This is a genomic window from Aeromicrobium sp. SORGH_AS_0981 (assembly GCF_031453195.1).
Lineage (GTDB): Bacteria > Actinomycetota > Actinomycetes > Propionibacteriales > Nocardioidaceae > Aeromicrobium.
In genome coordinates, this window is record NZ_JAVIZD010000001.1 from 2,646,797 (window position 1) to 2,670,188 (window position 23,392).

Annotated in this window: 22 protein-coding genes; 16 read left to right on the forward strand and 6 right to left on the reverse strand. The window is 72.0% G+C overall.

All coding sequences use genetic code 11. From position 1 onward, the window contains the following. Window positions 1-218: 218 nt before the first annotated feature. Window positions 219-1,817 (forward strand): ABC-F family ATP-binding cassette domain-containing protein, encoded by a 1,599-nt coding sequence (locus QE370_RS13295; RefSeq protein WP_309634632.1) that lies wholly within the window; start codon window positions 219-221, stop codon window positions 1,815-1,817. Here QE370_RS13295 and QE370_RS13300 read toward each other — a convergent pair. Next, on the reverse strand, window positions 1,790-2,566 hold the full coding sequence (locus tag QE370_RS13300; protein WP_309634633.1) for an SURF1 family protein: 777 nt from the start codon (window positions 2,564-2,566) through the stop codon (window positions 1,790-1,792). The two genes, QE370_RS13295 and QE370_RS13300, sit on opposite strands and share 28 nt — an antisense overlap. 69 nt (window positions 2,567-2,635) lie before the next feature. Here QE370_RS13300 and moaA point away from each other — a divergent pair, with 69 nt between their 5' ends. Beyond that, a complete protein-coding gene (moaA, locus tag QE370_RS13305; RefSeq protein WP_309634634.1) occupies window positions 2,636-3,622 on the forward strand; it encodes a GTP 3',8-cyclase MoaA in 987 nt (328 codons plus the stop codon). A gap of 8 nt (window positions 3,623-3,630) precedes the next feature. Here the strand turns inward: moaA and QE370_RS13310 are convergent, their stop codons facing one another. After that, window positions 3,631-3,825, reverse strand: a complete 195-nt coding sequence (locus QE370_RS13310) for an acetone carboxylase (RefSeq protein WP_253022096.1) — start codon at window positions 3,823-3,825, stop codon at window positions 3,631-3,633. Next, the gene (locus QE370_RS13315) at window positions 3,818-4,180 is read right to left on the reverse strand and encodes a DUF3099 domain-containing protein (RefSeq protein WP_253022098.1); all 363 of its coding nucleotides are present in this window, start codon (window positions 4,178-4,180) and stop codon (window positions 3,818-3,820) included. Before QE370_RS13315 ends, QE370_RS13310 begins: the two co-directional genes overlap by 8 nt. A 77-nt stretch (window positions 4,181-4,257) precedes the next feature. Here QE370_RS13315 and QE370_RS13320 point away from each other — a divergent pair, with 77 nt between their 5' ends. Further along, window positions 4,258-4,473 (forward strand): dodecin, encoded by a 216-nt coding sequence (locus QE370_RS13320; RefSeq protein WP_253022100.1) that lies wholly within the window; start codon window positions 4,258-4,260, stop codon window positions 4,471-4,473. Window positions 4,474-4,518: 45 nt separating this feature from the next. Here the strand turns inward: QE370_RS13320 and serB are convergent, their stop codons facing one another. Next, a complete protein-coding gene (serB, locus tag QE370_RS13325; protein ID WP_253022102.1) occupies window positions 4,519-5,730 on the reverse strand; it encodes a phosphoserine phosphatase SerB in 1,212 nt (403 codons plus the stop codon). Window positions 5,731-5,855: 125 nt separating this feature from the next. Here serB and QE370_RS13330 point away from each other — a divergent pair, with 125 nt between their 5' ends. The 3 genes from QE370_RS13330 (at window position 5,856) to QE370_RS13340 (ending at window position 8,308) form a co-directional block, all read left to right on the forward strand. After that, complete coding sequence (locus QE370_RS13330; RefSeq protein WP_253022104.1) at window positions 5,856-6,662, forward strand: ABC transporter ATP-binding protein; 807 nt, start codon at window positions 5,856-5,858, stop codon at window positions 6,660-6,662. A 78-nt stretch (window positions 6,663-6,740) separates the two neighbouring features. Beyond that, on the forward strand, window positions 6,741-7,190 hold the full coding sequence (locus QE370_RS13335; protein WP_253022106.1) for an NfeD family protein: 450 nt from the start codon (window positions 6,741-6,743) through the stop codon (window positions 7,188-7,190). Window positions 7,191-7,192: 2 nt separating this feature from the next. Next, window positions 7,193-8,308, forward strand: coding sequence for an SPFH domain-containing protein (locus QE370_RS13340; protein ID WP_309634635.1), 1,116 nt, complete (start codon window positions 7,193-7,195; stop codon window positions 8,306-8,308). An 88-nt stretch (window positions 8,309-8,396) separates the two neighbouring features. Here the strand turns inward: QE370_RS13340 and QE370_RS13345 are convergent, their stop codons facing one another. After that, entirely contained in the window at window positions 8,397-8,924 is a 528-nt protein-coding gene (locus QE370_RS13345) for a YbhB/YbcL family Raf kinase inhibitor-like protein (RefSeq protein ID WP_309634636.1), read from the reverse strand. Window positions 8,925-9,167: 243 nt separating this feature from the next. Here QE370_RS13345 and pstC point away from each other — a divergent pair, with 243 nt between their 5' ends. The 9 genes from pstC (at window position 9,168) to QE370_RS13390 (ending at window position 21,276) form a co-directional block, all read left to right on the forward strand. Continuing rightward, window positions 9,168-10,181 carry a phosphate ABC transporter permease subunit PstC gene (gene pstC, locus QE370_RS13350; RefSeq protein WP_253027255.1) on the forward strand — a complete coding sequence of 338 codons (1,014 nt, stop codon included), beginning with the start codon at window positions 9,168-9,170 and terminating at the stop codon, window positions 10,179-10,181. After that, window positions 10,178-11,386, forward strand: coding sequence for a phosphate ABC transporter permease PstA (pstA, locus tag QE370_RS13355; protein ID WP_253027256.1), 1,209 nt, complete (start codon window positions 10,178-10,180; stop codon window positions 11,384-11,386). Before pstC ends, pstA begins: the two co-directional genes overlap by 4 nt. Next, window positions 11,383-13,002 (forward strand): substrate-binding domain-containing protein, encoded by a 1,620-nt coding sequence (locus QE370_RS13360; RefSeq protein ID WP_309634637.1) that lies wholly within the window; start codon window positions 11,383-11,385, stop codon window positions 13,000-13,002. Before pstA ends, QE370_RS13360 begins: the two co-directional genes overlap by 4 nt. After that, the gene (locus QE370_RS13365) at window positions 12,999-15,575 is read left to right on the forward strand and encodes a hypothetical protein (RefSeq protein ID WP_309634638.1); all 2,577 of its coding nucleotides are present in this window, start codon (window positions 12,999-13,001) and stop codon (window positions 15,573-15,575) included. The genes QE370_RS13360 and QE370_RS13365 overlap by 4 nt, the downstream gene beginning before the upstream one ends. Then, window positions 15,572-16,504: a sortase domain-bontaining protein gene (locus QE370_RS13370; protein WP_309634639.1), complete on the forward strand. Its 933-nt coding sequence runs from the start codon at window positions 15,572-15,574 to the stop codon at window positions 16,502-16,504. Before QE370_RS13365 ends, QE370_RS13370 begins: the two co-directional genes overlap by 4 nt. A 149-nt stretch (window positions 16,505-16,653) precedes the next feature. Continuing rightward, entirely contained in the window at window positions 16,654-18,525 is a 1,872-nt protein-coding gene (locus tag QE370_RS13375) for an Ig-like domain repeat protein (protein WP_309634640.1), read from the forward strand. 68 nt (window positions 18,526-18,593) lie between these two features. Beyond that, a complete protein-coding gene (locus QE370_RS13380; protein WP_309634641.1) occupies window positions 18,594-19,454 on the forward strand; it encodes a phosphate ABC transporter ATP-binding protein in 861 nt (286 codons plus the stop codon). Window position 19,455: 1 nt separating this feature from the next. Then, window positions 19,456-20,184: a lytic murein transglycosylase gene (locus tag QE370_RS13385; RefSeq protein ID WP_309634642.1), complete on the forward strand. Its 729-nt coding sequence runs from the start codon at window positions 19,456-19,458 to the stop codon at window positions 20,182-20,184. 294 nt (window positions 20,185-20,478) lie between these two features. Further along, on the forward strand, window positions 20,479-21,276 hold the full coding sequence (locus QE370_RS13390) for an RNA methyltransferase (protein ID WP_309634643.1): 798 nt from the start codon (window positions 20,479-20,481) through the stop codon (window positions 21,274-21,276). Window positions 21,277-21,310: 34 nt separating this feature from the next. On the opposite strand, the gene def is transcribed toward QE370_RS13390, so the two are convergent. Then, window positions 21,311-21,907 carry a peptide deformylase gene (gene def, locus QE370_RS13395; protein WP_309634644.1) on the reverse strand — a complete coding sequence of 199 codons (597 nt, stop codon included), beginning with the start codon at window positions 21,905-21,907 and terminating at the stop codon, window positions 21,311-21,313. 177 nt (window positions 21,908-22,084) lie between these two features. On the opposite strand from def, the gene QE370_RS13400 reads away from it, so the two are divergent. Further along, window positions 22,085-23,392 carry an acyl-CoA dehydrogenase family protein gene (locus QE370_RS13400; RefSeq protein ID WP_309634645.1) on the forward strand — a complete coding sequence of 436 codons (1,308 nt, stop codon included), beginning with the start codon at window positions 22,085-22,087 and terminating at the stop codon, window positions 23,390-23,392.

Here is a 23,392-nt window from a genome sequence, read left to right on the forward strand (position 1 = left end):
GACCTCCGACCCCGGCTCCCGCGCATCGCGGGTGTCGGGGTCGGCTGTGTCGGAGGGTCGAGGAGTCGAAGGCGGTGGCATGACCCACGTCTCCTCGCGAGGATGCGGAGGAGCGGGCGGTCGCCCCGTAGACTGCTCCGGTGAGCTACTACCAGCGGGAGTGACGACCGGACCACGTCCGGCGTTCTCGCACACCCCCTGACCACGAAAGCTCCCCCATGATCACCGTCAACGACGTGACGCTGCGCTTCGGCGCCCGCGTCCTGATGCAGAACGTCTCCTTCCGCGTCGACAAGGGCGACAAGATCGGCCTCGTCGGCCGCAACGGCGCCGGCAAGACCACGCTCACGCGGATGCTGTCCGGCGACGGCCAGCCCGCCGAGGGCAGCATCACGCTCAGCGGGAAGATCGGCTACCTCCCGCAGGACCCGAAGTCCGGCGACCTGTCGATCACCGCCCGCGACCGGATCCTCGGCGCCCGCGGGCTCGACGACGCGCTCGCGACGATGCGCAAGGCCGAGCTCGACATGGGCTCGGCCGACCCCGACGTCGCCGAGCGGGCGATGAAGGCCTACGGCCGCGCCCAGGACGTGTTCTCGGCCGGCGGCGGGTACGCCGCCGAGGCCGAGGCCGCGACCATCTCGAACGCGCTCGGCCTGCCCGACCGCGTGCTCGACCAGCAGCTGCAGACGCTCTCCGGTGGCCAGCGTCGCCGCATCGAGCTGGCCCGCATCCTGTTCAGCGACGCCGACACGATGCTGCTCGACGAGCCGACCAACCACCTCGACGCCGACTCGATCACCTGGCTCCGCGGCTTCCTCAAGACGTTCTCCGGTGGTCTCGTGATCATCAGCCACGACGTCGACCTGGTCGAGGAGACGGTCAACAAGGTCTTCTACCTCGACGCCAACCGCGCCACCATCGACATCTACAACACCGGCTGGAAGCACTACCTGCGCCAGCGCGAGGCCGACGAGGCGCGCCGCAAGCGCGAGCGCGAGATCACGACGAAGACCGCCGAGCGACTCGTCGCGCAGGGCAACAAGATGCGCGCGAAGGCCAGCAAGGCCAGCGCCGCGCAGCAGATGCTGCGGCGCGCCGAGCAGATGATGTCCGGCCTCGACGACGTCCGCCAGGCCGACAAGGTCGCCAAGATCGACTTCCCGAAGCCGGCCCCGTGCGGCAAGACCCCGCTCATGGCCCAGGGACTCTCCAAGTCCTACGGCGCGCTGGAGATCTTCGCGGGCGTCGACCTCGCGATCGACAAGGGCAGCCGCGTGGTCGTGCTCGGTCTGAACGGAGCGGGCAAGACCACCCTGCTGCGGATGCTCGCCGGCACCCTGCAGTCCGACACCGGCGAGATCCAGCCGGGTCACGGGCTGAAGATCGGCTACTTCGCCCAGGAGCACGAGACGCTCGACATGGACCGCACCGTGCTCGAGAACATGCAGCGCTCCGCGCCGGAGCTCACCGACACCCAGGCGCGCAGCGTCCTCGGCGCGTTCCTGTTCTCCGGCGACGACACCGCGAAGCCGGCCAAGGTGCTCTCGGGCGGTGAGCGGACGCGCCTCGCGCTGGCAGGGCTCATCGTCTCGAGCGCGAACGTGCTGCTGCTCGACGAGCCGACCAACAACCTCGACCCGGCCTCGCGCGAGGAGGTGCTCGACGCGATCCGTCGGTACGAGGGCGCGATCGTCCTCGTGTCCCACGACGAGGGCGCCGTGCGCGCACTCGACCCCGACCGCGTGCTGCTGCTGCCCGACGGCGACGAGGACCTGTGGAACGACGGCTACGCCGAGCTGGTCTCCCTGGCCTGATCGTCCTCGGAGGCGGCGCCCGCGCCGCGCCGGCGCTCGAGCCACTCGATGCGCGCGAACCAGACGAACCCGGCCAGCGCGAGCCCGGCGAAGAACCACCACTGCAGCCCGTAGAAGAAGTGTGGGCCGCCGCCGAGGTCGGGCCTCGGCTCGAGCTCGAGCCCGCCGGTGCCGCCGGTCTGCTCGCGCAGGTTGAGGTAGCCGGACCTCACGTCGTAGGGGAGCGAGCCGGCCAGCCCGGTGCTCGAGATCGAGCGGACCTGCCCCTCCACCGGCGTCGTCGCGTCGGCGCCGGCGCCGCTGTCGGGGCGCAGCCAGCCCTGCACGGTGACGGTCCCGCTCGGCGGTGCGGGGACGTCGCTGGGGGCGGCCGCCGTGTTCGACGTGGGCACCCACCCGCGGTCGACCAGCACGGCGCTGCCGTCGTCGAGGAGGAGCGGCGTGACCACCTCGGCGCCGGGGCGACCGTCGCGGGTGCTGAACTTCACCGTCACCTGGGAGGTCGGGTCGTAGCGCCCCTGCGCGACGACCCGAGTCCACTCGAGGTCCTTCGTGACCTTCAGGCCGACCGGTGCGACCTGGTCGAGGGGGACGGGGTCGGCGGCCAGGTGCTGCTCGACCCGCTCGTTCGACTCGTGCCGGACCTCGCGCTTGTGCCACTGCCAGTCGCCCATGAGCACGCACACGACCGCGAGCGCCACGACGGCGAGGAAGAACCCGATCCACCGGGCACTGAGCAGGAACCGCACCCCTCGAATCTAGCCGCCCGACACCAGCGCGCTCCGGCGAGGTTGGGTCCGCGCTCCTAGACTGGGGGGATGCAGCTCGGTGACAGACATGGACGTGTGGCCACCGACCTGCGGGTCTCGTTGACGGACCGGTGCAACCTGCGCTGCCAGTACTGCATGCCGGCCGAGGGGCTCGACTGGATGCCCACGGCCGAGGTGCTCACCGACGACGAGGTCGTCCGGCTGATCCACGTCGCGGTCACCCGCCTCGGCGTCGTCGACGTCCGGTTCACCGGCGGCGAGCCGCTGCTGCGTCGCGGGCTCGCCTCGATCGTCGCGGCCACCAAGGCGATGCCCGGGTCGCCCCGCACCGCCATCACCACGAACGCCCTCGGGCTGAGCCGCACGGCCCACGCGCTCGCCGCCGCCGGCCTCGACCGGGTCAACGTCAGCCTCGACACCACCGACCCGGAGACGTTCCACCGGATCACGTTGCGCGACCGCTTCCACGACGTCGTGGCAGGCCTCGAGGCCGCCGCCGCCGCAGGGCTGACGCCCGTCAAGATCAACGCGGTGCTGCTGCGCGGGCTCAACGAGGACGAGGGCCCCGCGCTGCTGCGCTGGTGCATGGAGCGAGGCTACGAGCTGCGCTTCATCGAGCAGATGCCGCTCGACGCTCAGCACGGCTGGGACCGCAGCCGCATGATCACGGCCGACGAGATCCTCGCGCGACTCTCCGAGCACGTGACCCTCACGCCCCTCGACGGGCGGGGGAGCGCCCCGGCCGAGAAGTTCCAGGTCGACGGGGGCCCGCACACCGTGGGGATCATCGGGTCGGTCACACGGCCGTTCTGCGCCGACTGCAACCGCGTCCGCCTGACCGCCGACGGCCAGGTGCGCACGTGCCTGTTCGCCCGCGAGGAGTCCGACCTGCGCGCTGCGCTGCGCGGCGGGGCCGACGACGACGAGCTGGCCCGCCGGTGGGTCGACGCGATGTGGGGCAAGGCGGCCGGGCACGGCATCGACGACCCCACGTTCCTGCAGCCGTCGCGACCGATGTCCTCGATCGGCGGCTGAGCGGCCCGTCAGCCCTCGAGCGGGAGCGTCTCCTTGTAGAACCCGCGCGCGTCGAGGAAGCGGCGCAGCGACTGCTCGTGCTCGTCGCACGCCAACCAGGTCTTGCGACGGTCCGGCGTGTGGATCTTGGGGTTGTTCCACTCGACGCGGTGCAGGGCCGCCGCCGTGCAGCCCTTGGCCGAGCAGACCAGCTCGTCAGTCACGCTCGGCACGACGCTCCTCGGCGGGACCGTCGCTGATCTGGCCGAACGGCTCGGGCTTCATGATGTCGGTGCCCTCACCCTTGGTGCGGACGCCGGCGTTGGCCAGGATCACCGAGGTGTACGGCAGGAACACGGCGCCCACCAGGAGCACGATCGCGAGCCACATGACGTGGTTCCAGGCGATCACGGCCCCGATGAAGCAGAGCGTGCGCACGCCCATGCTGAGGGCGTAGCGGAGCTCGCGGGACCCCAGCTCGTCGCTGTGCCCCTCGCTGGCCGAGGTGATCGAGTAGACCTGCTCGTCACGGCTGCCAGCGGAGCCGGTCGACGAGCCCTTCGGCGGTGTGTGCTTCACCTCTCCAGCGTACGTCGCGTCGGGCGGACCCGCCGGGCGCCGGGACGTGAGGAGCAGGACACCGGCATGATGCTGTCATGAGCAACCGCACCTACCGCGTCACCGAGATCGTCGGCACCTCTCCCGAGGGTGTCACCCAGGCCATCGAGAACGGCATCAAGCGCGCCGGCCAGACCCTGCGTCACCTCGACTGGTTCGAGGTCGAGGGCATCCGCGGCGCGATCACCGACACCGACGTGTCGCACTACCAGGTGACGATGAAGATCGGCTTCCGCCTCGAGGACGACGAGTAGTCACCCGCTGGTCACTCTCCGGGGCCGCGATGTCGCGGGGGCGGGTCACTCCTCCTCGGCCGCGTCGGCGGCCTCGACCTCCTCGCGCGTGATGCCGAGGAGGTACATGACCGAGTCGAGGTACGGCACGTTGACCGACGTCTGCGCCTGGTCGCGCACCATCGGCTTGGCGTTGAACGCGATGCCCAGCCCCGCAGCGGCCAGCATGTCGAGGTCGTTGGCCCCGTCGCCCACCGCCACCGTGTTCTTGAGCCCGATGCGCGCCTCGGCGGCGAAGCGCCGCAGCGCCTCCGCCTTGCCGGCCCGGTCGACCACGGCACCCACGACCCCGCCCGTGAGCCGGCCGTCGACGACCTCCAGCTCGTTGGCCGCCCAGTAGTCGATGCCCAGGTCGGCGGCGATGCGCTCGATGATCTGGGTGAAGCCACCACTGACGAGCGCGAACCGGTAGCCGAGCCGTTTGAGGCTGCGCACCATCGTCCGAGCACCGGGCGTGTACTCCAGCGCCGCGTAGACGTCGTCGAGCGCCGACGCCGGCACGCCCTCGAGCCGGGCCACGCGCTGGCGCAAGGACTCCTCGAAGTCGATCTCGCCCCGCATCGCCGACTCCGTGACCGCCGCGACCTCGTCCGCGCAGCCGGCGTGCTCCGCGAGCATCTCGATGACCTCGCCCTGGATCAGCGTCGAGTCGACGTCCATCACGACGAGCCGCTGGGCGTGGCGCAGGATGCCGCGCTCCTCGACGGCCACGTCGACGCCGTGCTCGAAGGCGGCCGCCGCGAGCTCGACCTGCAGGACGTCGGGGTCGGCTCCGGAGACCTCCAGCCGCAGCGCCGTCACGGGGTAGCGGGCGAGGCGCAGGATCCGGTCGATGTTGCCGCCCGCGGCCTTGATGCGGCTGGTCAGGGCGGTCATCGCCGCGGGACGCAGCGGGTGGCCGAGCAGCGTGACCTGGCTGCGACCCACCCGGCGGGGGCGGTTGTCGCCGACGCCGTGCTCGACCTCGACCTCCATGCCCAGCTCGGTCGCGGTCGCGCGCACCGCGGCCTCGAGGGCGTCGACGTCGTCCGGCAACGACACGAGCACGCTCAGCACGAGACGGCCGCGGACGACGAGCTGCTCGACGTCGACGACCTCGACCTCGAACGGCTCGAGCGACGCGAACAGCCTCGTCGAGACGCCGCTGCGGTCGGGTCCCGTCAGGGTCAGCAGCAGGGTGGGCGAGGTGAGGTGCACGGCCGGCACGTGGGCGCTCATCGGGACCGAGGCTATCGCCCGACCGCCCGTCGGCGACGCGGGACGCCACGATAGGTTGGACACAGCGCGCCAGCCTCGGTGCGAGCGCGCCGTCGTCCGGTCCGACCAGCAGCAGGAGACCCCGCATGGCCACCGCGTTCCAGCTCGACTCGGTGAGCGTGGTCAGGCCCGGCAAGCGCCTGCTCGACGACGTCTCCTGGACCGTGCACGACGACGAGCGCTGGGTCGTGCTCGGCCCCAACGGCGCCGGCAAGAGCACCCTGCTCCAGGTGGTCGGCGCGCACCTGCACCCGACGTCGGGCAGCGCGGAGATCCTCGGCGAGCGTCTCGGCGCCACCGACGTGTTCGACCTGCGCACCCGGATCGGCCACAGCGCGACCGTCGTCGCCGACCGGATCCCGCCGGTCGAGCGCGTCGAGGACGTCGTGCTCTCCGCCGCGCACGCGGTGACCGGCCGCTGGCGCGAGACCTACGACGAGGACGACGTGCAGCGCGCCCGCCAGATCATGGGCGAGCTCGGCATCACCGCCCTCGCCGACCGCACCTTCGGGACGCTCTCGGAGGGCGAGCGCAAGCGGTCGCTCATCGCCCGCGCGCTGATGACCGACCCCGAGCTGCTGCTGCTCGACGAGCCGGGCGCCGGGCTCGACCTCGGTGCCCGCGAGGACCTCCTGGCCAGCCTCGACGTGCTGTCCTCGACCCCTGGCGCGCCCGTGCTCGTGATGGTCTCCCACCACGTCGAGGAGATCCCGCCGGGCTTCACGCACGTGCTCCTGCTGCGCGACGGCGGCGTCGTCGCGCGGGGCCCGATCGCCGAGGTCCTGACCGCGGAGAATCTTGGCACCACGTTCGGGATGCGGCTCGAGCTCGACCACGTCGACGGTCGCTACGCGGCCCGGCGCGCGCAGTACGGCCGACGAGCGCTGCGCTGACGTCGTGCCTCACGTGGCTGGTAGCGTGACGCGCCCGACGCGTGTGCGCGACTGCGCCGTCACGAGAGGAGACCACCGATGATCGAGTGGATGACGGAGAACGCCTGGGTCACCTGGGTCGGCGTCGCCGTCCTGCTGGCGGTCGCCGAGCTGCTGAGCCTCGACCTCGTGCTGCTCATGTTCGCGATCGGCGCGCTGGCCGGGGCGGTCGCGAGCGCCGTGGGCGCGCCCTTCTGGGTGGCGATGCTCGCGTTCGGCGTCGTCGGCGTCGGGCTGCTGTTCTTCGCCCGACCACCCATGGTCGCCCGCCTGCACGCCGGACCGACGCTCACCACCGGCCACGACGCGCTCGTCGGCCGGACCGGCGTCGTGCTCGAGCCGGTCGGCCCGTTCGGCGGCCGCATCACGCTCGCGAGCGAGGTGTGGTCGGCCCGCACCGAGGGCGACGCCGAGGTGGCGCCCGGAGCCGAGGTCGTCGTGACCCGCATCGACGGCGCCACCGCCGTCATCACCCCGAAGGAGTCCTGAGCATGACCGCCTTGACCATCTTCCTGGTCCTGCTGGCGATCCTCGCCGTCGTCGTCGTGACGATGACGATCAAGATCGTCCCGCAGGCCCGCGCCGGTATCGTGGAGCGGTTCGGCAAGTACCGCACCACCCTCTCGGCCGGCCTGAACATCGTCGTCCCGTTCATCGACAAGGTGCGCTACATGATCGACCTGCGCGAGCAGGTCGTCTCGTTCCCGCCGCAGCCGGTGATCACCGAGGACAACCTCACGGTCTCCATCGACACGGTCATCTACTTCCAGGTGACCGACCCCGTGGCCGCGACGTACGAGATCGCCCACTACATCCAGGCCATCGAGCAGCTCACCATGACGACGCTGCGCAACATCATCGGTGGCATGAGCCTCGAGCACGCGCTCACGAGCCGCGACCAGATCAACTCCGGCCTGCGCGGCGAGCTCGACGGGGCCACCGGCAAGTGGGGCATCCGCGTCAACCGGGTCGAGCTCAAGGGCATCGACCCGCCGCCGTCGATCATCGACGCGATGGAGAAGCAGATGCGCGCCGAGCGCGACAAGCGCGCCGCGATCCTCACCGCCGAGGGCGACCGGCAGAGCGCCATCCTCACCGCCGAGGGCCAGAAGCAGGCCGCCATCCTGACCGCCGAGGGCGAGAAGCAGGCCGCGATCCTGTCGGCCGAGGGCGAGAAGCAGGCGGCCATCCTGACGGCGCAGGGCGAGGGCCGCGCCATCGAGACGGTCTTCCAGGCCATCCACGACGGCAACCCGGACCAGAAGCTGCTGTCCTACCAGTACCTGCAGACGCTGCCGAAGATCGCCAGCGGCGAGAACGCGTCGACCTGGATCATCCCGGCCGAGCTCACCAAGGCCCTCGGCACGCTCGGGAACCAGCTCGGCACGATCCCCGTCGACGGCGGCGGCAGCCGCAACCGGGTCGACCTCGACGAGCCCGTCGAGACGGGGGAGTCCTCGGCCGGCACGCAGGCCGCGGTCGAGGCGGCGCTCGAGGCCGCCAAGGCCGCCGAGAAGCCCGGGGTGGGGACTGGCGGGGGCACCGCAGACCCGGTCGCCCCGCCGACGCCCACCGACGGCGAGGAGCCGCCGGCCCCGCCGGCCTGAGCGATCCCCAGCCCACGGACGAGGGCCCCGGAGCAGCAGCTCCGGGGCCCTCGTGCGTCAGCGCCGTCGTCGCCGACGGCGCGACGCGTCAGTGCTGGTAGGTGCCGTGGACGATCGCGCGACCGAGCGTCTTGAACGCCAGGTTGAAGCCGACGACGGCGGGGCTCACGTCGCCGTCGACCCCGAGCTTCTCCTCGCCCACCGCGTGGACCACGAAGAAGTAGCGGTGCGGCTGGTCGCCCTCCGGCGGCGCGGCCCCCATGAAGTTCTTGCTGCCACCGTCGTTGCGGACGTGGAAGGCGCCCTCGGGCAGCGTGTCGTCGCTCGCGCCGGCGCCGGCGTCCAGCGAGGTGACGTCGGCGGGGATGTCGACGACCGTCCAGTGCCAGAAGCCGGACACGATCGGGGCGTCGGGGTCGTAGCAGGTGACGACGTAGGACCGCGTGCCCTCGGGGGCGCCGCTCCAGGACAGCTGCGGCGAGGTGTCGCCGTGCGCGTTGACCTGGTCGTCCTTGAGCGGGGCGCCGTCGGTGACGTCGTCGCTCGTGACCGAGAACGACGCCGCGGCCGGCAGCAGCGGATAGGGGTCGGGGGTGACGGGACGTTCGAGACTCATGACCCCACGCTAGCGACGCCCTCCTCCTCGCGCAGTCCGGACGCCGGCCGTCCCAGTGTCCTGTCCAGCGTCCTGACGAGCCCCGTCGAGCGCCCCGGCAGGGCCCCGGATGCGCCTCACCCGAGTGCTCGCCGACCATTCATCACCCGTTCACCGCAGACGCTCCGGACGCCGTCGCGCGCTGTCAGAGTTCTCGAGGCCCGTCCACCGACGCGCCGTCCTCCACCCCCAGGAGCACCAGGCGTGACCACCGTCCTGCGCAGCGAGCCTGCGCGCGTCGACGTCGACGAGCCCCGACCGCTCTCGACGGAGCTCAGCGGCTCCGACCGCACCTTCGTCCTCTCCACGCGGAGCATCGCCGTGACGGTGCTCGTCATCACCGGCGGGATCGGCCTGTTCCTCGCGTGGTCGGCGGTGCCGACGATGCAGCGGTACGGGCTCGGGTTCCTCACCGAGACGCAGTGGGAGCCGGAGTCGGACAAGCTCGGCATCGGCTCGGTGCTCATCGGCACCTTCACGGTCGCCTCCGTCGCCCTCGTCGTGGCGTTCCCGCTGTCTCTGCTCGCGGCGCTCTACATCGCCGAGTACGCGCCCCCGGGCCTGCGGGCACCGCTCACCTCGCTGGTCGACCTCATGGCCGCGGTGCCCAGCCTCGTGTACGGGCTGTGGGGCTTCTTCCTGCTGAAGCCGTACGTCGCCGACGTCGCCCACTGGTTGCACCAGCACCTCGGCTTCATCCCGATCTTCCGGGTCGACACCGATCCCGACGCCGCCGTCTGGGACCGCTCGGCCTACACCGCCTCGGCCTTCCTGGCCGGTCTCGCCGTGGCGATGATGGTCATCCCCATGGCGACCGCCGTGATGCGGCAGGTGTTCTCCCAGACCCCTCCCGGCGAGCGGGAGGCCGCCTTCGCCCTCGGCGCGACCCACTGGGGCGTCGTGCGCACCGTGGTGCTGCCCTTCGGCCGCGGCGGCATCATCGGCGGCACCATGCTCGGGCTGGGCCGCGCGCTCGGCGAGACGATCGCGGTCCTGCTGATCATCTCCCCGTCGTTCGACCTGAAGGTGCGCCCGCTGGAGATCGGCACCAACACCATCTCCGCCCTCATCGCCGGTCGCTTCGGCGAGGCCGCCGACACGCAGCTAGCGGCGCTGCTCGCCGCGGGCTTCGTGCTGTTCGTCATCACCCTCGTCATCAACTCGCTCGCCGCGATGGTCGTCGCGCGCAGCCGGTCCGGAGCAGGAGCCGACGCATGAGCGCGCCCACCCTCGACCCCGACCTCACCCGCACGACGGACCTCCCGGCCGTCACGGTGCCGCCCGCGACCCCGCAGGCAGCTCGGCCCGGTGCCACGGCCACCGCGGCGCGGGGGACGACGTCGGTGCGCACCGAGCCGTCCGTCCGCAAGAACGACGTCGACGGACCGCGCCGCCTGCTGCGCTCGACGACGGCCGAGCAGCGCTTCGTCCAGCTGGGCGCCTGGCTGGCCGCGGTCGCGCTGGCCTGGCTCGTGACCGACCGCCTGCTGCCCTGGGACGGCGCGGTCGCGTTCACGCTGACGACGTTCGTGCTGGGCCTGGTGATCGTCGGGCTGCTCACGGCCGTGGTCGGGACGGGCCCGGAGGTCGTCGACCGGGTCATGAGCGCCGTGGTGCACGCCGCGGTGGTCCTGCTGGGCCTGGCGCTGCTGAGCACCGTGCTGTTCATCTTCCTGCGCGGCCGCGAGGCGCTGTTCCACGTCAACTTCTTCACCCACGACATGGAGGGCGTCGGTCCGCGCGACCCGTTCACCCGGGGCGGCATCCTGCACGCGATCGTCGGCTCGCTGATCCAGGTCGGCATCGCCGTGGCCATCACCATCCCGCTCGGCATCGGCACCGCGATCTACATGACCGAGGTCGGCGGCCGGCTCGCACGGGTCGTGCGCACCGTCGTCGAGGCCATGACGGCCCTGCCGTCGATCGTCGCCGGTCTGTTCATCTACACCGTCGCGATCGTGACGCTCGGGCTGCCGAGCTCGGGCCTGGCCGCTGCTCTCGCTCTCGCCGTCATGATGCTGCCGATCATCGCCCGCGCCTCCGACGTCGTGCTCCGGGTCGTGCCCGGCAGCCTGCGGGAGGCGAGCCTGGCGCTCGGCGCCTCCCGCTGGCGCACCGTCTGGCACGTCGTGCTGCCGACGGCGCGGCCCGGCCTGGCGACCGCCGTCATCCTCGGCGTCGCGCGCGGCATCGGTGAGACGTCGCCGGTCCTGCTGACGTCGGGCTCGGCCACGTTCCTCGTGACCAACCCGACCGGTGGCGTCATGAACTCGCTGCCGCTCTACATCTACTCGACGGTCCGCTCCGGCGAGCCGCTCGAGATCGCCCGCGCCTTCGCAGCCGCCTCCGTGCTGCTGGGCCTCGTGCTGACGTTGTTCGTGGTCGCTCGCCTCCTGGCGCGACCGAGGAAGGGAACCCGGTGAACCAGAGTCTTCTCGCCCGCCCCGCTCGCGCGGGCGTCGGCGTCGTGCTGCTCGCGATCGCGGTGCTGATCGCGTCGTCGCGCCCCGCGGAGGCTGCCTACGCCCAGATCGAGGGGTCGGGCTCCACCTGGTCCCAGGTGATCGTCAACCAGTGGATCACCGACGTGTCGGCGAACGGCATCAAGGTGACCTACACCGGACGCGGCTCGTCGGCCGGACGCAAGGCGTTCGCGGCCGGCACCACCGACTTCGGCATCACCGAGGTGCCCTACCAGGGCAGCGGTGCGCAGGGAGGTGACGACCCGCCGCCGAAGAACCGGCCCTTCTCCTACGTGCCGATCGTCGCGGGCGGCACGGCCTTCACGTACCAGGTCCGGGTCGGCGGGAAGATGGTCCGCAACCTGCGCCTGTCGGGCGACACCATCGCGAAGATCTTCACGAACAAGATCACCAACTGGAACGACCCCGCGATCGCCAAGGACAACAACGGTACGAAGCTGCCGTCGCTGAAGATCCGACCAGTCGTGCGCTCGGACGGCTCGGGCACCACCGCCCAGTTCACGGCCTGGCTCGACTCGCAGCACGCGAGCGACTGGCGCCCGTTCTTCGGCCGCGCAGGCCTGACGTCGTACTTCCCGCGCAAGGGCAACGCGACCGGTGCGAACGGCTCGGACCAGGTGATGAACACCATCGCCGACGCGGCCGGCAACGGGACCATCGGCTACGTCGAGTACTCCTACCCGGTCAACAAGAACTTCCCGGTCGTGAAGGTGCTGAACCGGTCGGGCTACTACGTCGAGCCGACGCAGTACAACGTGGCCGTCGCCCTGACGAAGGCGCGGATCCGCAAGGACCTGACGCAGGACCTGCTCGGCGTCTACACGGCGCAGGACAAGCGGGCCTACCCCCTCTCGTCGTACAGCTACCTGCTGCTGCCGACCGGCGCGAAGGACCAGCGCATGACCACGTCCAAGCGGCAGTCGCTGGCGGACTTCATGTTCTACTCGCTCTGCGAGGGGCAGACGAAGGCCGGCAAGTACGGGTACTCGCCGCTGCCGCTCAACCTCGTGCAGGCGGGCTTCACCGAGCTGTCCAAGCTGCGGAAGGCCGACCCGAAGGTCAACCTCAACGACCGCTCGGTCACCAAGTGCAACAACCCCACGTTCGTGCCGGGCAACCTGTCGGCCAACAAGCTCGCGCAGATCGCGCCCATGCCGGCGAGCTGCGACCAGCAGGGCCAGGGCCCGTGCACCACGGGCACGGGCACCGCGCCCACGTCGGTGGAGCAGGCGAAGAAGGGCGGCGGTGCCGGCAGCGGCTCGGGCGGCACCGGCGGCGCTGCCGGAGGTGACGGCTCGGCAGGCGGCACGCCCGACGCGCCCGGCGCCGGTGGGGCGATCGACCCCGAGACCGGTCTCCCGGTCGGCTCCGCGTCCTCGGGCGGCGGCGCGGCGACGGTGGCGGTGCAGACCGAGCTGACCGCAGGCCGAGCCGGCGACGACGGGATCTTCGGCACGCTCGCGGCCGTCGAGCTCCTGGCCATCATCCTGGCGCCGGGGGTCGTCGCCGTGGCGCTACGGCGTCGCACGCGCAGCACGACGGGAGCCCGCTCGTGAGGTGGCGCAAGGTCCTCGCGACCGTCGCCGTGGCCGCCGTCGGCACCGGCCTCCTGACGTCGGCCGGCGTGCAGGCGCAGGGTGACGACGTCGGCGCGTTCCGCCAGACGAAGACGGTCGAGCGGACCTTCACCGAGAACGGCGACGAGGTCCGGGTGGACCGCCGCGACGTGACGGTCCAGGTCGACCACACGCGCAACCTGCGCGGGCGCGAGCGCGTCCACGTGACGTGGGACGGCGCACGCCCGAGCGGCGGTCGCTCCACGAGCCCGTTCGGCGAGAACGGCATGGACCAGGAGTACCCGGTGGTCGTGCTCCAGTGCCGTGGCCGTGACGATGCCAGCCTGCCGGCGGCGCAGCGCGTCCGCCCCGAGACGTGCTGGACCTCGACCGTCCAGCAGCGCTCGCAGCTGCAGGTGCCCGACGCCGCCGCCATCTGGCGCTCGGACCGCTACGCCGACGACGCGGCGCGCAGCGCCCTGTCCGGCGTCCGGAGCCTCCCGGCGAGCTGCGGCGGCGCCGCGGCGGGCACGTCGACGCACGTGACGCCGTTCGTGTCCGCCAAGGGCCAGACCTTCGCCTCCTGCTCCAGCGACACGCTGCCTCCCGAGGCGGCCGTCGACGCGTCGTTCCCGCCCGCCGAGCAGGCCGCGTTCACGACGGTCGACGGCAAGGGCGACATCCAGTTCGAGGTGCGCTCGAGCATCGAGAACGAGTCGCTCGGCTGCAACGACACGACCGCCTGCAGCATCGTCGTCATCCCCGTCATGGGCATCAGCTGCCTGCAGTCGGACTCGCGCCAGCTCAACGCCGCCTGCCGCAAGCAGGGCCGCTTCGAGCCCGGCTCGAGCAACTTCGACGGCCAGGGCGTCGACGAGAGCGTGTCGCCCCGCTACTGGTGGACCGCGTCGAACTGGCGCAACCGGATCAGCGTGCCGATCACCTTCGGCCCCGCGCCGAACGTCTGCTCCGTCCTCGACGACCGGCCGCCGGTCGGCTTCTACGGCTCGGAGCTGATGTCGCAGGCCACCGTGCAGTGGGCGCCTGCCTACTGCCTGCGCAAGGACCGCTTCCGCTTCCAGCACAACGTCCTGCCCGACCTCGCCTCGTTCCAGCTGATGCAGCAGGACGAGATCCCCGGCGCCTTCGTCTCGAGCCGCAAGACCGTCGAGGGCGAGGCGCCGACCGCCTACGCGCCGACGGCCGTGACCGGGTTCGCGATCTCCTACGTCATCGACGAGCCGAAGAACGCCGGTGAGCGCGGCACGCTGAACCTCAACGCCCGGCTCCTCGCCAAGCTGCTCACGCAGAGCTATCCCGGCTCGAGCCTCGGACGCCAGCACCCCGGACTGGAGAACAACCCGGGCTCGCTGAACGCCGACCCCGAGTTCCAGGCCCTGAACCCCGGTCTGTCGACGGGGGAGCAGGAGGCCGCGGCCGTGCTGGTGTCGCTCTCGGAGTCCTCGGACGTGATCAAGGCGATCTCGACCTACATCGACGACGACCCGGAGGCGCACGCCTTCGTCGAGGGTCGTCCCGACCCGTGGGGCATGCGCATCAACCCCGCCTACCAGGGCATCCGGCTCCCGGTCGACGAGTGGCCCCTGCTCGACACGTTCACCCCGACCGTCCAGCAGGAGTGCCTGAAGCAGAACAACGACACGCCCTACCTGACGCGCCTGGCCGCTCCGGTGACCTCCTTCGTGAAGATCGCCGACGCGCTGCTGGACGCCTGGCCCTACTCGCAGACCAAGTGCAGCGGCCTCGGTACCGACCAGTTCCCGTACGTGCTGGGCCGAGCCGACCGCCAGGGCGTCGGCGCACGGTTCCTGGTCGGTGTGACGACGCTCGGCGACGCCGAGCGGTACGGCCTGCACACCGCCGCGCTGCAGACGTCGGCCGTGTCCCCGCGGGCTCCGTTCACCACCCGTGGACGGCAGTTCGTGGCACCCACCGACGCGACGCTCGCGAAGGCGATCTCGACGGCCCGGCCGACGGGGCGGACGCAGCCGTTCGCGCTCGAGGACGGTGCGGTGCGCCAGGCGAACGGCTACCCCGGCACGCTCGTCGTCTACACCGCGGCGAAGACCTCGGGCCTGGACCGCAGCACGGCGCGCACCGTCGCGTCGTTCATCCGGACCGCCACCACGGAGGGCCAGCGTCGCGGGTCGGGCAACGGCTTCCTGCCCGACGGCTACCTGCCGATCACCCGGACGGGCACCACCGCCGCCCTCTTCGCGTCGGCCCAGCAGGCGGCCCAGGACGTGGAGGCGCAGACCGGCACGACGCCCGGCGGCTCGGGAGGCGCGGGCGGCGGCGGAGCCACCGACCCCGCCTCCGGGGCGCCAGGGACCGACGGTGTGCCGTCCGACGCCGCGGCAGCCGGAGACGACCCCGCGGCGGCGGGCGGCAAGCAGCCCGTCGACGCCGAGCTGAAGAGCCTCGGCAGCACGCAGGGCGTCCACTCGGCCCTCGGCGCCTGGTTCCTGCCCGCGCTGATCCTCCTGCTCCTCGGCTGCGCGATCGCCGGCCCGGTGATCAGGCTCCGCGCGGCCGGGAAGGAGGACTCATGACCGTCGCACCCCTCAACGGTCGCCTCACCGGGCAGCGCCGGGGGAGTGGCGCCCTGAAGGGCGGTCTCGCCGCCGCGCGCGACACCTCGCGCGTCCCCGAGCGCGACCTCGTCCTGAGCAGCGGACTCATGGTCGTGGCCCTGCTCGTCGCCTGGGTGCTGCTCCAGACCCTCGTGCTCGGTGGTCTCTCCTACTCCCGCGCGCAGGACCGGCTCTACGACGAGCTGCGCGCCGACCTGGCCGCGGGCACCGCGCCGACGGGCGGGGTCATCGCGCCCGGCCGCCCCGTCGCGCTCTTCTCGCTGCCGTCCCTCGACATCGACCAGGTCGTGGTCGAGGGCACGTCGGCCGGTCTCCTGCTCGACGGTCCCGGACACCGGCGCGACACCGTCCTGCCCGGCCAGGCCGGCGTCTCGCTCGTCTACGGACGGTCACGGACGTTCGGACGACCCTTCCACGTGATGATGCACGAGGCCGTGGGCACCCGGCTCGACGTCGTGACCGGGCAGGGGCGCTCCACCTACCGGATCGAGGGCGTCCGGCGTGCCGGCGACGACGTGCCCGCGCCCCCGGCGCAGGGACAGGGTCGGCTCACGCTCATCACCGCGGCCGGCGACGGCCGCCTCGGCGGGCTCCGACCGGACGAGCTGGTCTACGTCGACGCGTCCCTGCAGTCCAAGCCGTTCCCGGCCGGCGGCCAGCGGGTGAACACCCTCGGTCAGTCCGAGCTGGCGATGGCGAACGACACGTCGGTGCTGCCGCTGCTCGCCCTGACGCTCGGTGGCCTGCTCGTGGCCCTCGTGGGCATGCTGCTGCTGCGTCGACGGCTGCGCCCGGCCCTCGTCTGGACGGTGTTCGCACCGGTGTTCCTGGCCCTCGCGTGGTTCGCCGCGGACCTCTCCGTGCACCTCATCCCGAACCTCGTCTGAGTCGTGCACCGACCATTCACCGAGTCGCACCGAATGGACGTCTGCTGTTCACCGCAGACCGTCCGGACCCCCTCCATCGCCGCCTAGCGTGCTCGTCGGGACGTCGCCCGACGGCCCACCCCCCCTTCACGACAAGGAACTCCACGCGCATGATCTCCACGCGTACCCGGTTCGCCGCGGCCCTCGCCGTCGCTGCGACCTCGATGGCGACCCTCGGCGCCGTCGCACCGGCCCAGGCGGCCGACACCAACCCCGCCGACCCCACCTTCACGCCGAGCAGCACCGACCTGGTGGGCGTCGGGTCCGACACCTCCCAGCTCGCGCTGCACTACCTCGCGGAGGGCAAGGACGGCGTCGCCGCCGGCTACAACGCCTCCCGCACGGTCAAGATCGCCTCGTGGGCGGCCGACGGCTCGCCCTCCACGATCTCCCTGCGCAGCGGCGCCTCGGCGATCACCCGCCCGAACGGCTCGGGCGCCGGCAAGAAGCTGCTGTACGGCTCCAGCAACGACGCCAACGTCGACTTCGCGCGTTCGTCCTCGGCGATCTCCACGACCGAGCGCGACGCCGGCCTGAAGGCCTTCCCGTTCGCCGTCGACGGCCTCAAGCTCGGCACGCGCAAGGCCGGCACCGACGCCCCCGCGTCGCTGACCGAGGCGCAGGTGCTCGCCATCTACAAGGGCGACGTCACCAACTGGTCGCAGGTCGGCGGCAAGGACGCCACGATCCACCCCTACGTCCCGCAGTCGGGCTCGGGCACGCGCTCGTTCTTCGAGGCCCAGCTCGTCCGCATCAACGACGGCAAGCCCGTCTCCCTCGGTTCGAACGTCAAGGAGACGCAGGAGCACTCCGACGAGAAGATCAAGGACGACCCGGACGCGGTCGTGCCCTTCTCGACCGGTCGCGCCAAGTCGACGACCAGCATCGGCCTGCTGAACGGCTTCAGCGTCCGCCGCGCGCTCTACAACGTCGTCCGCGGCAACGACCTCACCGGCTCGAAGGCCGCCGACCTCAACGCCGCCTTCGGCGAGAGCGGGTTCGTCTGCTCCGACGCCGCCCGCCCGCTCATCGAGGCCGCCGGCTTCGACCAGCTGGCGCGCACGGCGCAGGGCGGCGTCTGCGGCCAGACCACCACGTCGGCGACGACCAACTTCCTCACGGCCGGTGGCCAGCAGAGCACCGTGGCCCTCACGGGCAAGGCGACGCCGAGCGGCAAGGTCACGCTGAAGGCCGCGGTCGGCCCGTCGACCGCCACCGGCACCGTCACGTTCACCGAGGGCGACGCCACCGTCGGCACCGCCACGGTCGACACGCTGGGCAACGCGACCCTCGCGCTGCAGGGCGTCGCCAAGGGCGCGCACAGCTACACGGCGACCTTCGCGCCCGACGACCCGCAGGCCTACTCCAAGGCCGCCGGCGCGGTCACCGTCACGGTCCCGGACGCGAAGTACTCCAAGGCCATCGAGGTCACCGCCCCCACGTCGGCCTACGGCGCGGCGCGCACCGTCACGGTGAACGTCGGCACCAGCGACCTGAAGGCCACCGGCAGCGTCACCTTCGTCTACGGCGACGCCGCCGAGCAGACGGCCGACCTGCAGGACGGCGCCGCGACCTTCACCGTCCCGGCCTCGCTCGACGCCGGCACCTACTGGGGCGCCGTCTCCTACTCCGGTGACAGCGACTTCGCCGAGGGCTACAAGCTCGTGAAGTTCGTCGTCACCAAGGCGACGACCCGCACCTCGGTCAAGCTGGCCGCGGCGAAGGTCAAGGTCCGCAAGGCCACGAAGGCGACCGTCACGGTCGGCATCACGGGCTCGACGCTGAAGGCGTCGGGCACGGTCACCCTGAAGATCGGCTCGAGCGTCGTCGGCACCGGCAAGGTCGTCAACGGCCAGGCCGTCGTCACGCTCAAGGCGCAGAGCACCAGGGGTGCCAAGCGCGTCGTCGCGACCTTCGCGCCGTCGAGCAGCAACTACGGCGGATCCACGTCCGCCGCGGCGACCTACACCGTCGTCAAGTGATCGACCGCCGTGGCCGGCTCCTGCGGGAGCCGGCCACGGCGCGTTCCACCCGCCCCCGAGGAGAGACCATGTCCCTGACCGACGAGACCACCACGATCCCGGTGCTCGACGACGCCACGCAGAGCATCCCCGCGGTGCTGCCGGACCGGGCGTCGCTGGCCACGCTGGAGGCGACCGACGTCTCGGCGTGGTTCGGCACCCACAAGGTGCTCGACCGGGTCTCCCTCACCATGCCCGCCGGCCGGATCACCGCGCTCATCGGACCGTCCGGCTGCGGCAAGTCGACCTTCCTGCGCATCCTCAACCGGATGCACGAGCTCGTGCCGGGCGCCTCGCTCGCCGGCCGCGTGGAGATCGACGGTGCCGACGTGTACGACCCCGACCGCAAGCTCACCGACGCGCGCCGCGCGATCGGCATGGTCTTCCAGAAGCCGAACCCGTTCCCGGCGATGTCGATCGAGGAGAACGTGCTCGCGGGCCTCAAGCTGACCGGGACCAAGGTCGCGTCGCGCGACCGTGACGGCCTCGTCGAGGAGTGCCTGACCAAGGGTGGGCTCTGGAAGGAGGTCAAGGACCGTCTCGACGCACCCGGTGGTGGACTCTCCGGCGGCCAGCAGCAGCGCCTCTGCATCGCCCGGTCGCTCGCCGTGAAGCCGCGCGTGCTGCTCATGGACGAGCCCTGCTCCGCGCTGGACCCCACCTCGACGCGGGTGATCGAGGAGACGATGCTCGAGCTCGCGCAGGAGGTGACGATCGTCATCGTCACGCACAACATGCAGCAGGCCGCTCGGGTGTCCGACCAGTGCGCGTTCTTCCTCGCCGCGTACGGCACCCCGGGCGTGATCATCGAGCACGGCGACACCGCGACCATGTTCGAGTCGCCGCAGGACCAGCGCACGTCGGACTACGTGAACGGCCGGTTCGGCTGAGGTGACCCGTCTGCTCTCGGTGCTCGGCGTCGTGGCGGCGGCGGGCGCGCTCGTCGTGACCGCCGTCCTGGCGAGTGCCGCGCCCTCGACCCCGCGCGACGTGCAGGACCTGCTCCCGGCCGCCGCGGCGGTGCAGCTGCCCGACGTCGGTGCCGCGACCGATCCCGCCGCGCCGTCGTCCGCCGCGGCGAGCGCGACGTCGCGCGAGCCCGACCCGGCATGGGTGACGAGCACCGCGACGGCCACCGGCGTCCCGGCACGGGCGCTGCAGGCGTACGCGTCGGCCACCCTGCGGGCCGGGGTCGAGCTGCCCGGCTGCCGGCTCGGGTGGACGACGCTCGCCGGCATCGGGCACGTCGAGTCGAGCCACGGCGGGAGCACGCTCGCGCCGGACGGTCGCACGAGCGTCGAGGGTCCCGCGCTCGACGGCACCTCCGGCTACGCGGCCATCAGCGAGGGCGGCACCTGGGACCGGGCGCGCGGCCCCCTGCAGTTCATCGCCTCGACGTGGCGGCAGTGGGGCTCCGACGGCGACGGCGACGGTGTCGCGGACGTCGACGACGTCGACGACGCCGCCTGGACCGCCGCGCGCTACCTCTGCGCCTCGGGCGCCGACCTCACCACCCCGGCCGGGTGGACGTCCGCCGTGCACTCCTACAACCACTCCGACGTCTACGTGCGCAGCGTCCTCGCCGCCGCCGACGCCTACGCCGCGCGCTCGGGCGGCTGATTCCCCTCAGGTGAGGGGAATCAGCAACTCACCGTGGTCTCTCCCTGCTCACCATGGAAAGCATCCTCGGGTGAGCAGGGGAAGACCATGTCCAGCGGGCCCGTCACGTTCGCGCCTCGAGACGGCTGAGCCGCGTGGTCGTCGACGGCACTGACCCTGGTGCTCCCTCGCTCACCTGCGGAAGCATCCGCCGGTGAGCGAGGGACTCCCCTCACCTGATGGGAAGCAGCGGCCACGGGCGGGTCGGTGCGGACGGGGTGGGGGAGGGCACCGAGGCGCCCGTAGGGTGGGCCGGTGGCCCGCATCGTGCACGTCGACGACCTCGACGACCCCCGTCTCGCCGACTACCTGCACCTGCGCGACGTGCAGATGCGGCTGGCGCACGAGAGCGAGCACGGGATCTACCTGGCCGAGGGGGAGAAGGTCGTGCGGCGGGCCCACGAGGCCGGGCACCAGGCCGCCTCGTTCCTCATGGCACCGCGCTGGCTCGACGGCCTGCGCGACGTCCTCGACGCGAGCGACGCGCCCTGCTTCGTCATGTCGGAGAAGGACGTCGAGCGCGTCACCGGGTTCCACGTGCACCGCGGGGCGCTCTCGGCCGTCCGCCGGCCCGCGCCGGCCGACGTCGACGACGTCCTGGCCGCCGCGCGACGCGTGGTCGTGCTGGAGGACCTGGTGGACCACACGAACGTCGGCGCGATCTTCCGGGTGGCGGCGGCCCTGGGCTTCGACGCCGTCCTGCTGTCGCCGCGCTGCGCCGACCCGTTCTACCGGCGCGCGGTCAAGGTCGCCATGGGCGCGGTGTTCTCGGTCCCGCACGCCCGCGTCGACGACTGGTACGGGACGCCCGCCCTGCTGTCCCGCCACGGGTTCACCACCTACGCGATGACGCTGGCCGACGACGCGGTGTCGCTCGAGGACGTGCGCGACGTGCCGGAGCGGCTCGCGCTCGTCGTCGGCTCCGAGGGGCCCGGGCTCACCGAGCACTGGCAGCGCAGCAGCGACGTGCGCGTGACGATCCCGATGGCGGCGGGCATCGACAGCCTCAACGTCGCCACCTCGGTCGCCGTCGCCTGCTGGCACCTGCGCTGACGCCCCAGGGTCGTCAATCCCTGGCCAGGCGGGCTCAGTCCTCGATCGCGGCCGGGGTGACCGGCCAGTCGCCGGGGTAGGCGTCGGCCAGCTCCTCGTGCTTCTTGTAGAGCTTCTTGCGGGCCTTCGCCGGCACGCGGTCGCCGAAGACGGTGCCGTGCAGGTGGTCGGTCTCGTGCTGCAGGCAGCGCGCGAGCAGGCCGGTGCCGTGGAACTCGACCGGCTGGCCCTTCTCGTCGACGCCGGTCACGCTGGCGACGTCGGGGCGCGAGCACTCGGTGAAGGCGCCGGGCAGCGAGAGGCAGCCCTCGTCGGCGGTGTCGAGGTTGCGCTCTGCCGCCTCGGGCAGCGTGAGCCGCGGGTTCACGACCACGCCGGTCACGCGGACGTCGTCGTCGTCCGGGCAGTCGAAGACGAACACCTTGAGGTCCACGCCCACCTGGTTGGCCGCCAGCCCCACGCCGTTCGCGGCGTACATCGTCGCGACCATGTCGCGGACGAGCGTCTCGAGCTCCTCGTCGAACGAGGTCACCTCGGTGAGCTCGTGGTGCATGACGGGGGTGCCCCACCGGGTGATGGGACGGACCGATCCGCCGTCGGGCAGGGGACGAGAGCTGGGGTGTGACGCCACCGGCCCAACGTATCGCGGGGCGAATCGCCCCGAGTCGTGGACTCCGCCCTGTGACGTCGGATACCATCGGTACGCGGCACTGCAACTCACAGTTACAGTGGAGTCGTGCACCCCAGCGGTGCCGGCGGGAACCCGTCCCGACCCCCATCACACCAACGTCCCTGCCAAGGAGACACCGTGGCGAACCGACCAGACCCCATGGGCATCGGGCTCGCGGTGCTGAACCGCATCGCGAGCTCGCAGGCCATCGACAAGCTCGGCCTGCGCAAGGCCACCGAGCGCGCCGTCTACCAGGGAGCCAAGTCCGGCTTCCAGCTCGCGGCCAACGCTAACCGCACCTTCAAGCGCGTCAAGGGCTCCGGCACGCCGCAGCGCCTCGGCGCGACGCAGGACAGCGGCCTGTTCGACCTCACCCCGACCGAGGACCAGCAGATGATGGTCGACGTCATCGGCGAGTTCGCCGACGAGGTGCTGCGCCCCGGCGCGGAGGCGGCCGAGAAGGCCGACGACACCCCCAAGGAGGTGCTCGACCAGACCAGCGAGTTCGGGCTCACGCTCCTGAACGTCCCCGAGTCGCTCGGTGGCCTCTCGGAGGAGCGCTCCGTGGTCACCGGCGTCCTGGTCAACGAGGCGCTCGCCTACGGCGACATGGGCCAGGCCGTCGCCTGCCTCGCCCCGGCGTCCGTCGCCACCGCCATCTCGCTGTGGGGCACCGACGAGCAGCAGCAGACCTACCTGCCGGCGTTCACCGGTGACGACGTGCCCGCCGCCGCGCTCGCCGTGGCCGAGTCGCGTCCGCTGTTCGACCCGTTCGAGCTGCAGACCACCGCCACCGCGACCGAGGGCGGCTACCGCCTCACCGGCGTCAAGTCCGCCGTCGTGCGCGGCACGGAGGCCGAGCTGTTCGTCGTCGCCGCGGCGCTCGACGGCACCCCGCGCCTCTTCGTCGTCGAGTCGAGCACGCCCGGCCTGACCCTCGCCGCCGACCCGTCCATGGGTCTGCGCGCGGCGGGCCTCACCAAGCTGAGCCTCGACGGCGCCGTGGTCCCGGAGACCGCCCTGCTGGGCACCGCCGACGACTACCGCGAGTGCGTGCGGCTGTCGCGCCTGGCGTGGTCGGCGCTCGCGGTCGGCACCGGTCGCGCCGTGCTCGACTACACCAAGGAGTACGTCAAGACCCGCGAGGCGTTCGGCGAGCCGATCGCGCACCGCCAGGCGGTCGCGTTCATGGTCGCCAACATCGCGATCGAGCTCGAGGGCATGCGCCTGGTCACCCTCAAGGCCGCGTCGCGGCACGAGCAGGGTCGCGACGCGTCCCGTGAGGTCGCCCTCGCCCGCAAGCTCGCGGCCGAGTACGGCATGAAGATCGGCACCGACGGCGTCCAGCTGCTCGGTGGTCACGGCTTCGTCAAGGAGCACCCGGTGGAACGGTGGTACCGCGACCTGCGGGCCGTCGGCGTCCTGGAAGGAGCAGTCCTCGTCTGA

What these genes read in the sequence shown, in the direction of transcription:
- QE370_RS13375 (WP_309634640.1), top strand. Translation starts at nt 16,654, where the DNA reads ATGATCTCCACGCGTACCCGGTTCGCCGCGGCCCTCGCCGTCGCTGCG.
- QE370_RS13320 (WP_253022100.1), top strand. Translation starts at nt 4,258, where the DNA reads ATGAGCAACCGCACCTACCGCGTCACCGAGATCGTCGGCACCTCTCCC.
- serB (WP_253022102.1), bottom strand. Translation starts at nt 5,730, where the DNA reads ATGAGCGCCCACGTGCCGGCCGTGCACCTCACCTCGCCCACCCTGCTG.
- QE370_RS13335 (WP_253022106.1), top strand. Translation starts at nt 6,741, where the DNA reads ATGATCGAGTGGATGACGGAGAACGCCTGGGTCACCTGGGTCGGCGTC.
- QE370_RS13345 (WP_309634636.1), bottom strand. Translation starts at nt 8,924, where the DNA reads ATGAGTCTCGAACGTCCCGTCACCCCCGACCCCTATCCGCTGCTGCCG.
- QE370_RS13330 (WP_253022104.1), top strand. Translation starts at nt 5,856, where the DNA reads ATGGCCACCGCGTTCCAGCTCGACTCGGTGAGCGTGGTCAGGCCCGGC.
- QE370_RS13370 (WP_309634639.1), top strand. Translation starts at nt 15,572, where the DNA reads ATGACCGTCGCACCCCTCAACGGTCGCCTCACCGGGCAGCGCCGGGGG.
- QE370_RS13380 (WP_309634641.1), top strand. Translation starts at nt 18,594, where the DNA reads ATGTCCCTGACCGACGAGACCACCACGATCCCGGTGCTCGACGACGCC.
- QE370_RS13295 (WP_309634632.1), top strand. Translation starts at nt 219, where the DNA reads ATGATCACCGTCAACGACGTGACGCTGCGCTTCGGCGCCCGCGTCCTG.
- pstA (WP_253027256.1), top strand. Translation starts at nt 10,178, where the DNA reads ATGAGCGCGCCCACCCTCGACCCCGACCTCACCCGCACGACGGACCTC.
- QE370_RS13340 (WP_309634635.1), top strand. Translation starts at nt 7,193, where the DNA reads ATGACCGCCTTGACCATCTTCCTGGTCCTGCTGGCGATCCTCGCCGTC.
- moaA (WP_309634634.1), top strand. Translation starts at nt 2,636, where the DNA reads ATGCAGCTCGGTGACAGACATGGACGTGTGGCCACCGACCTGCGGGTC.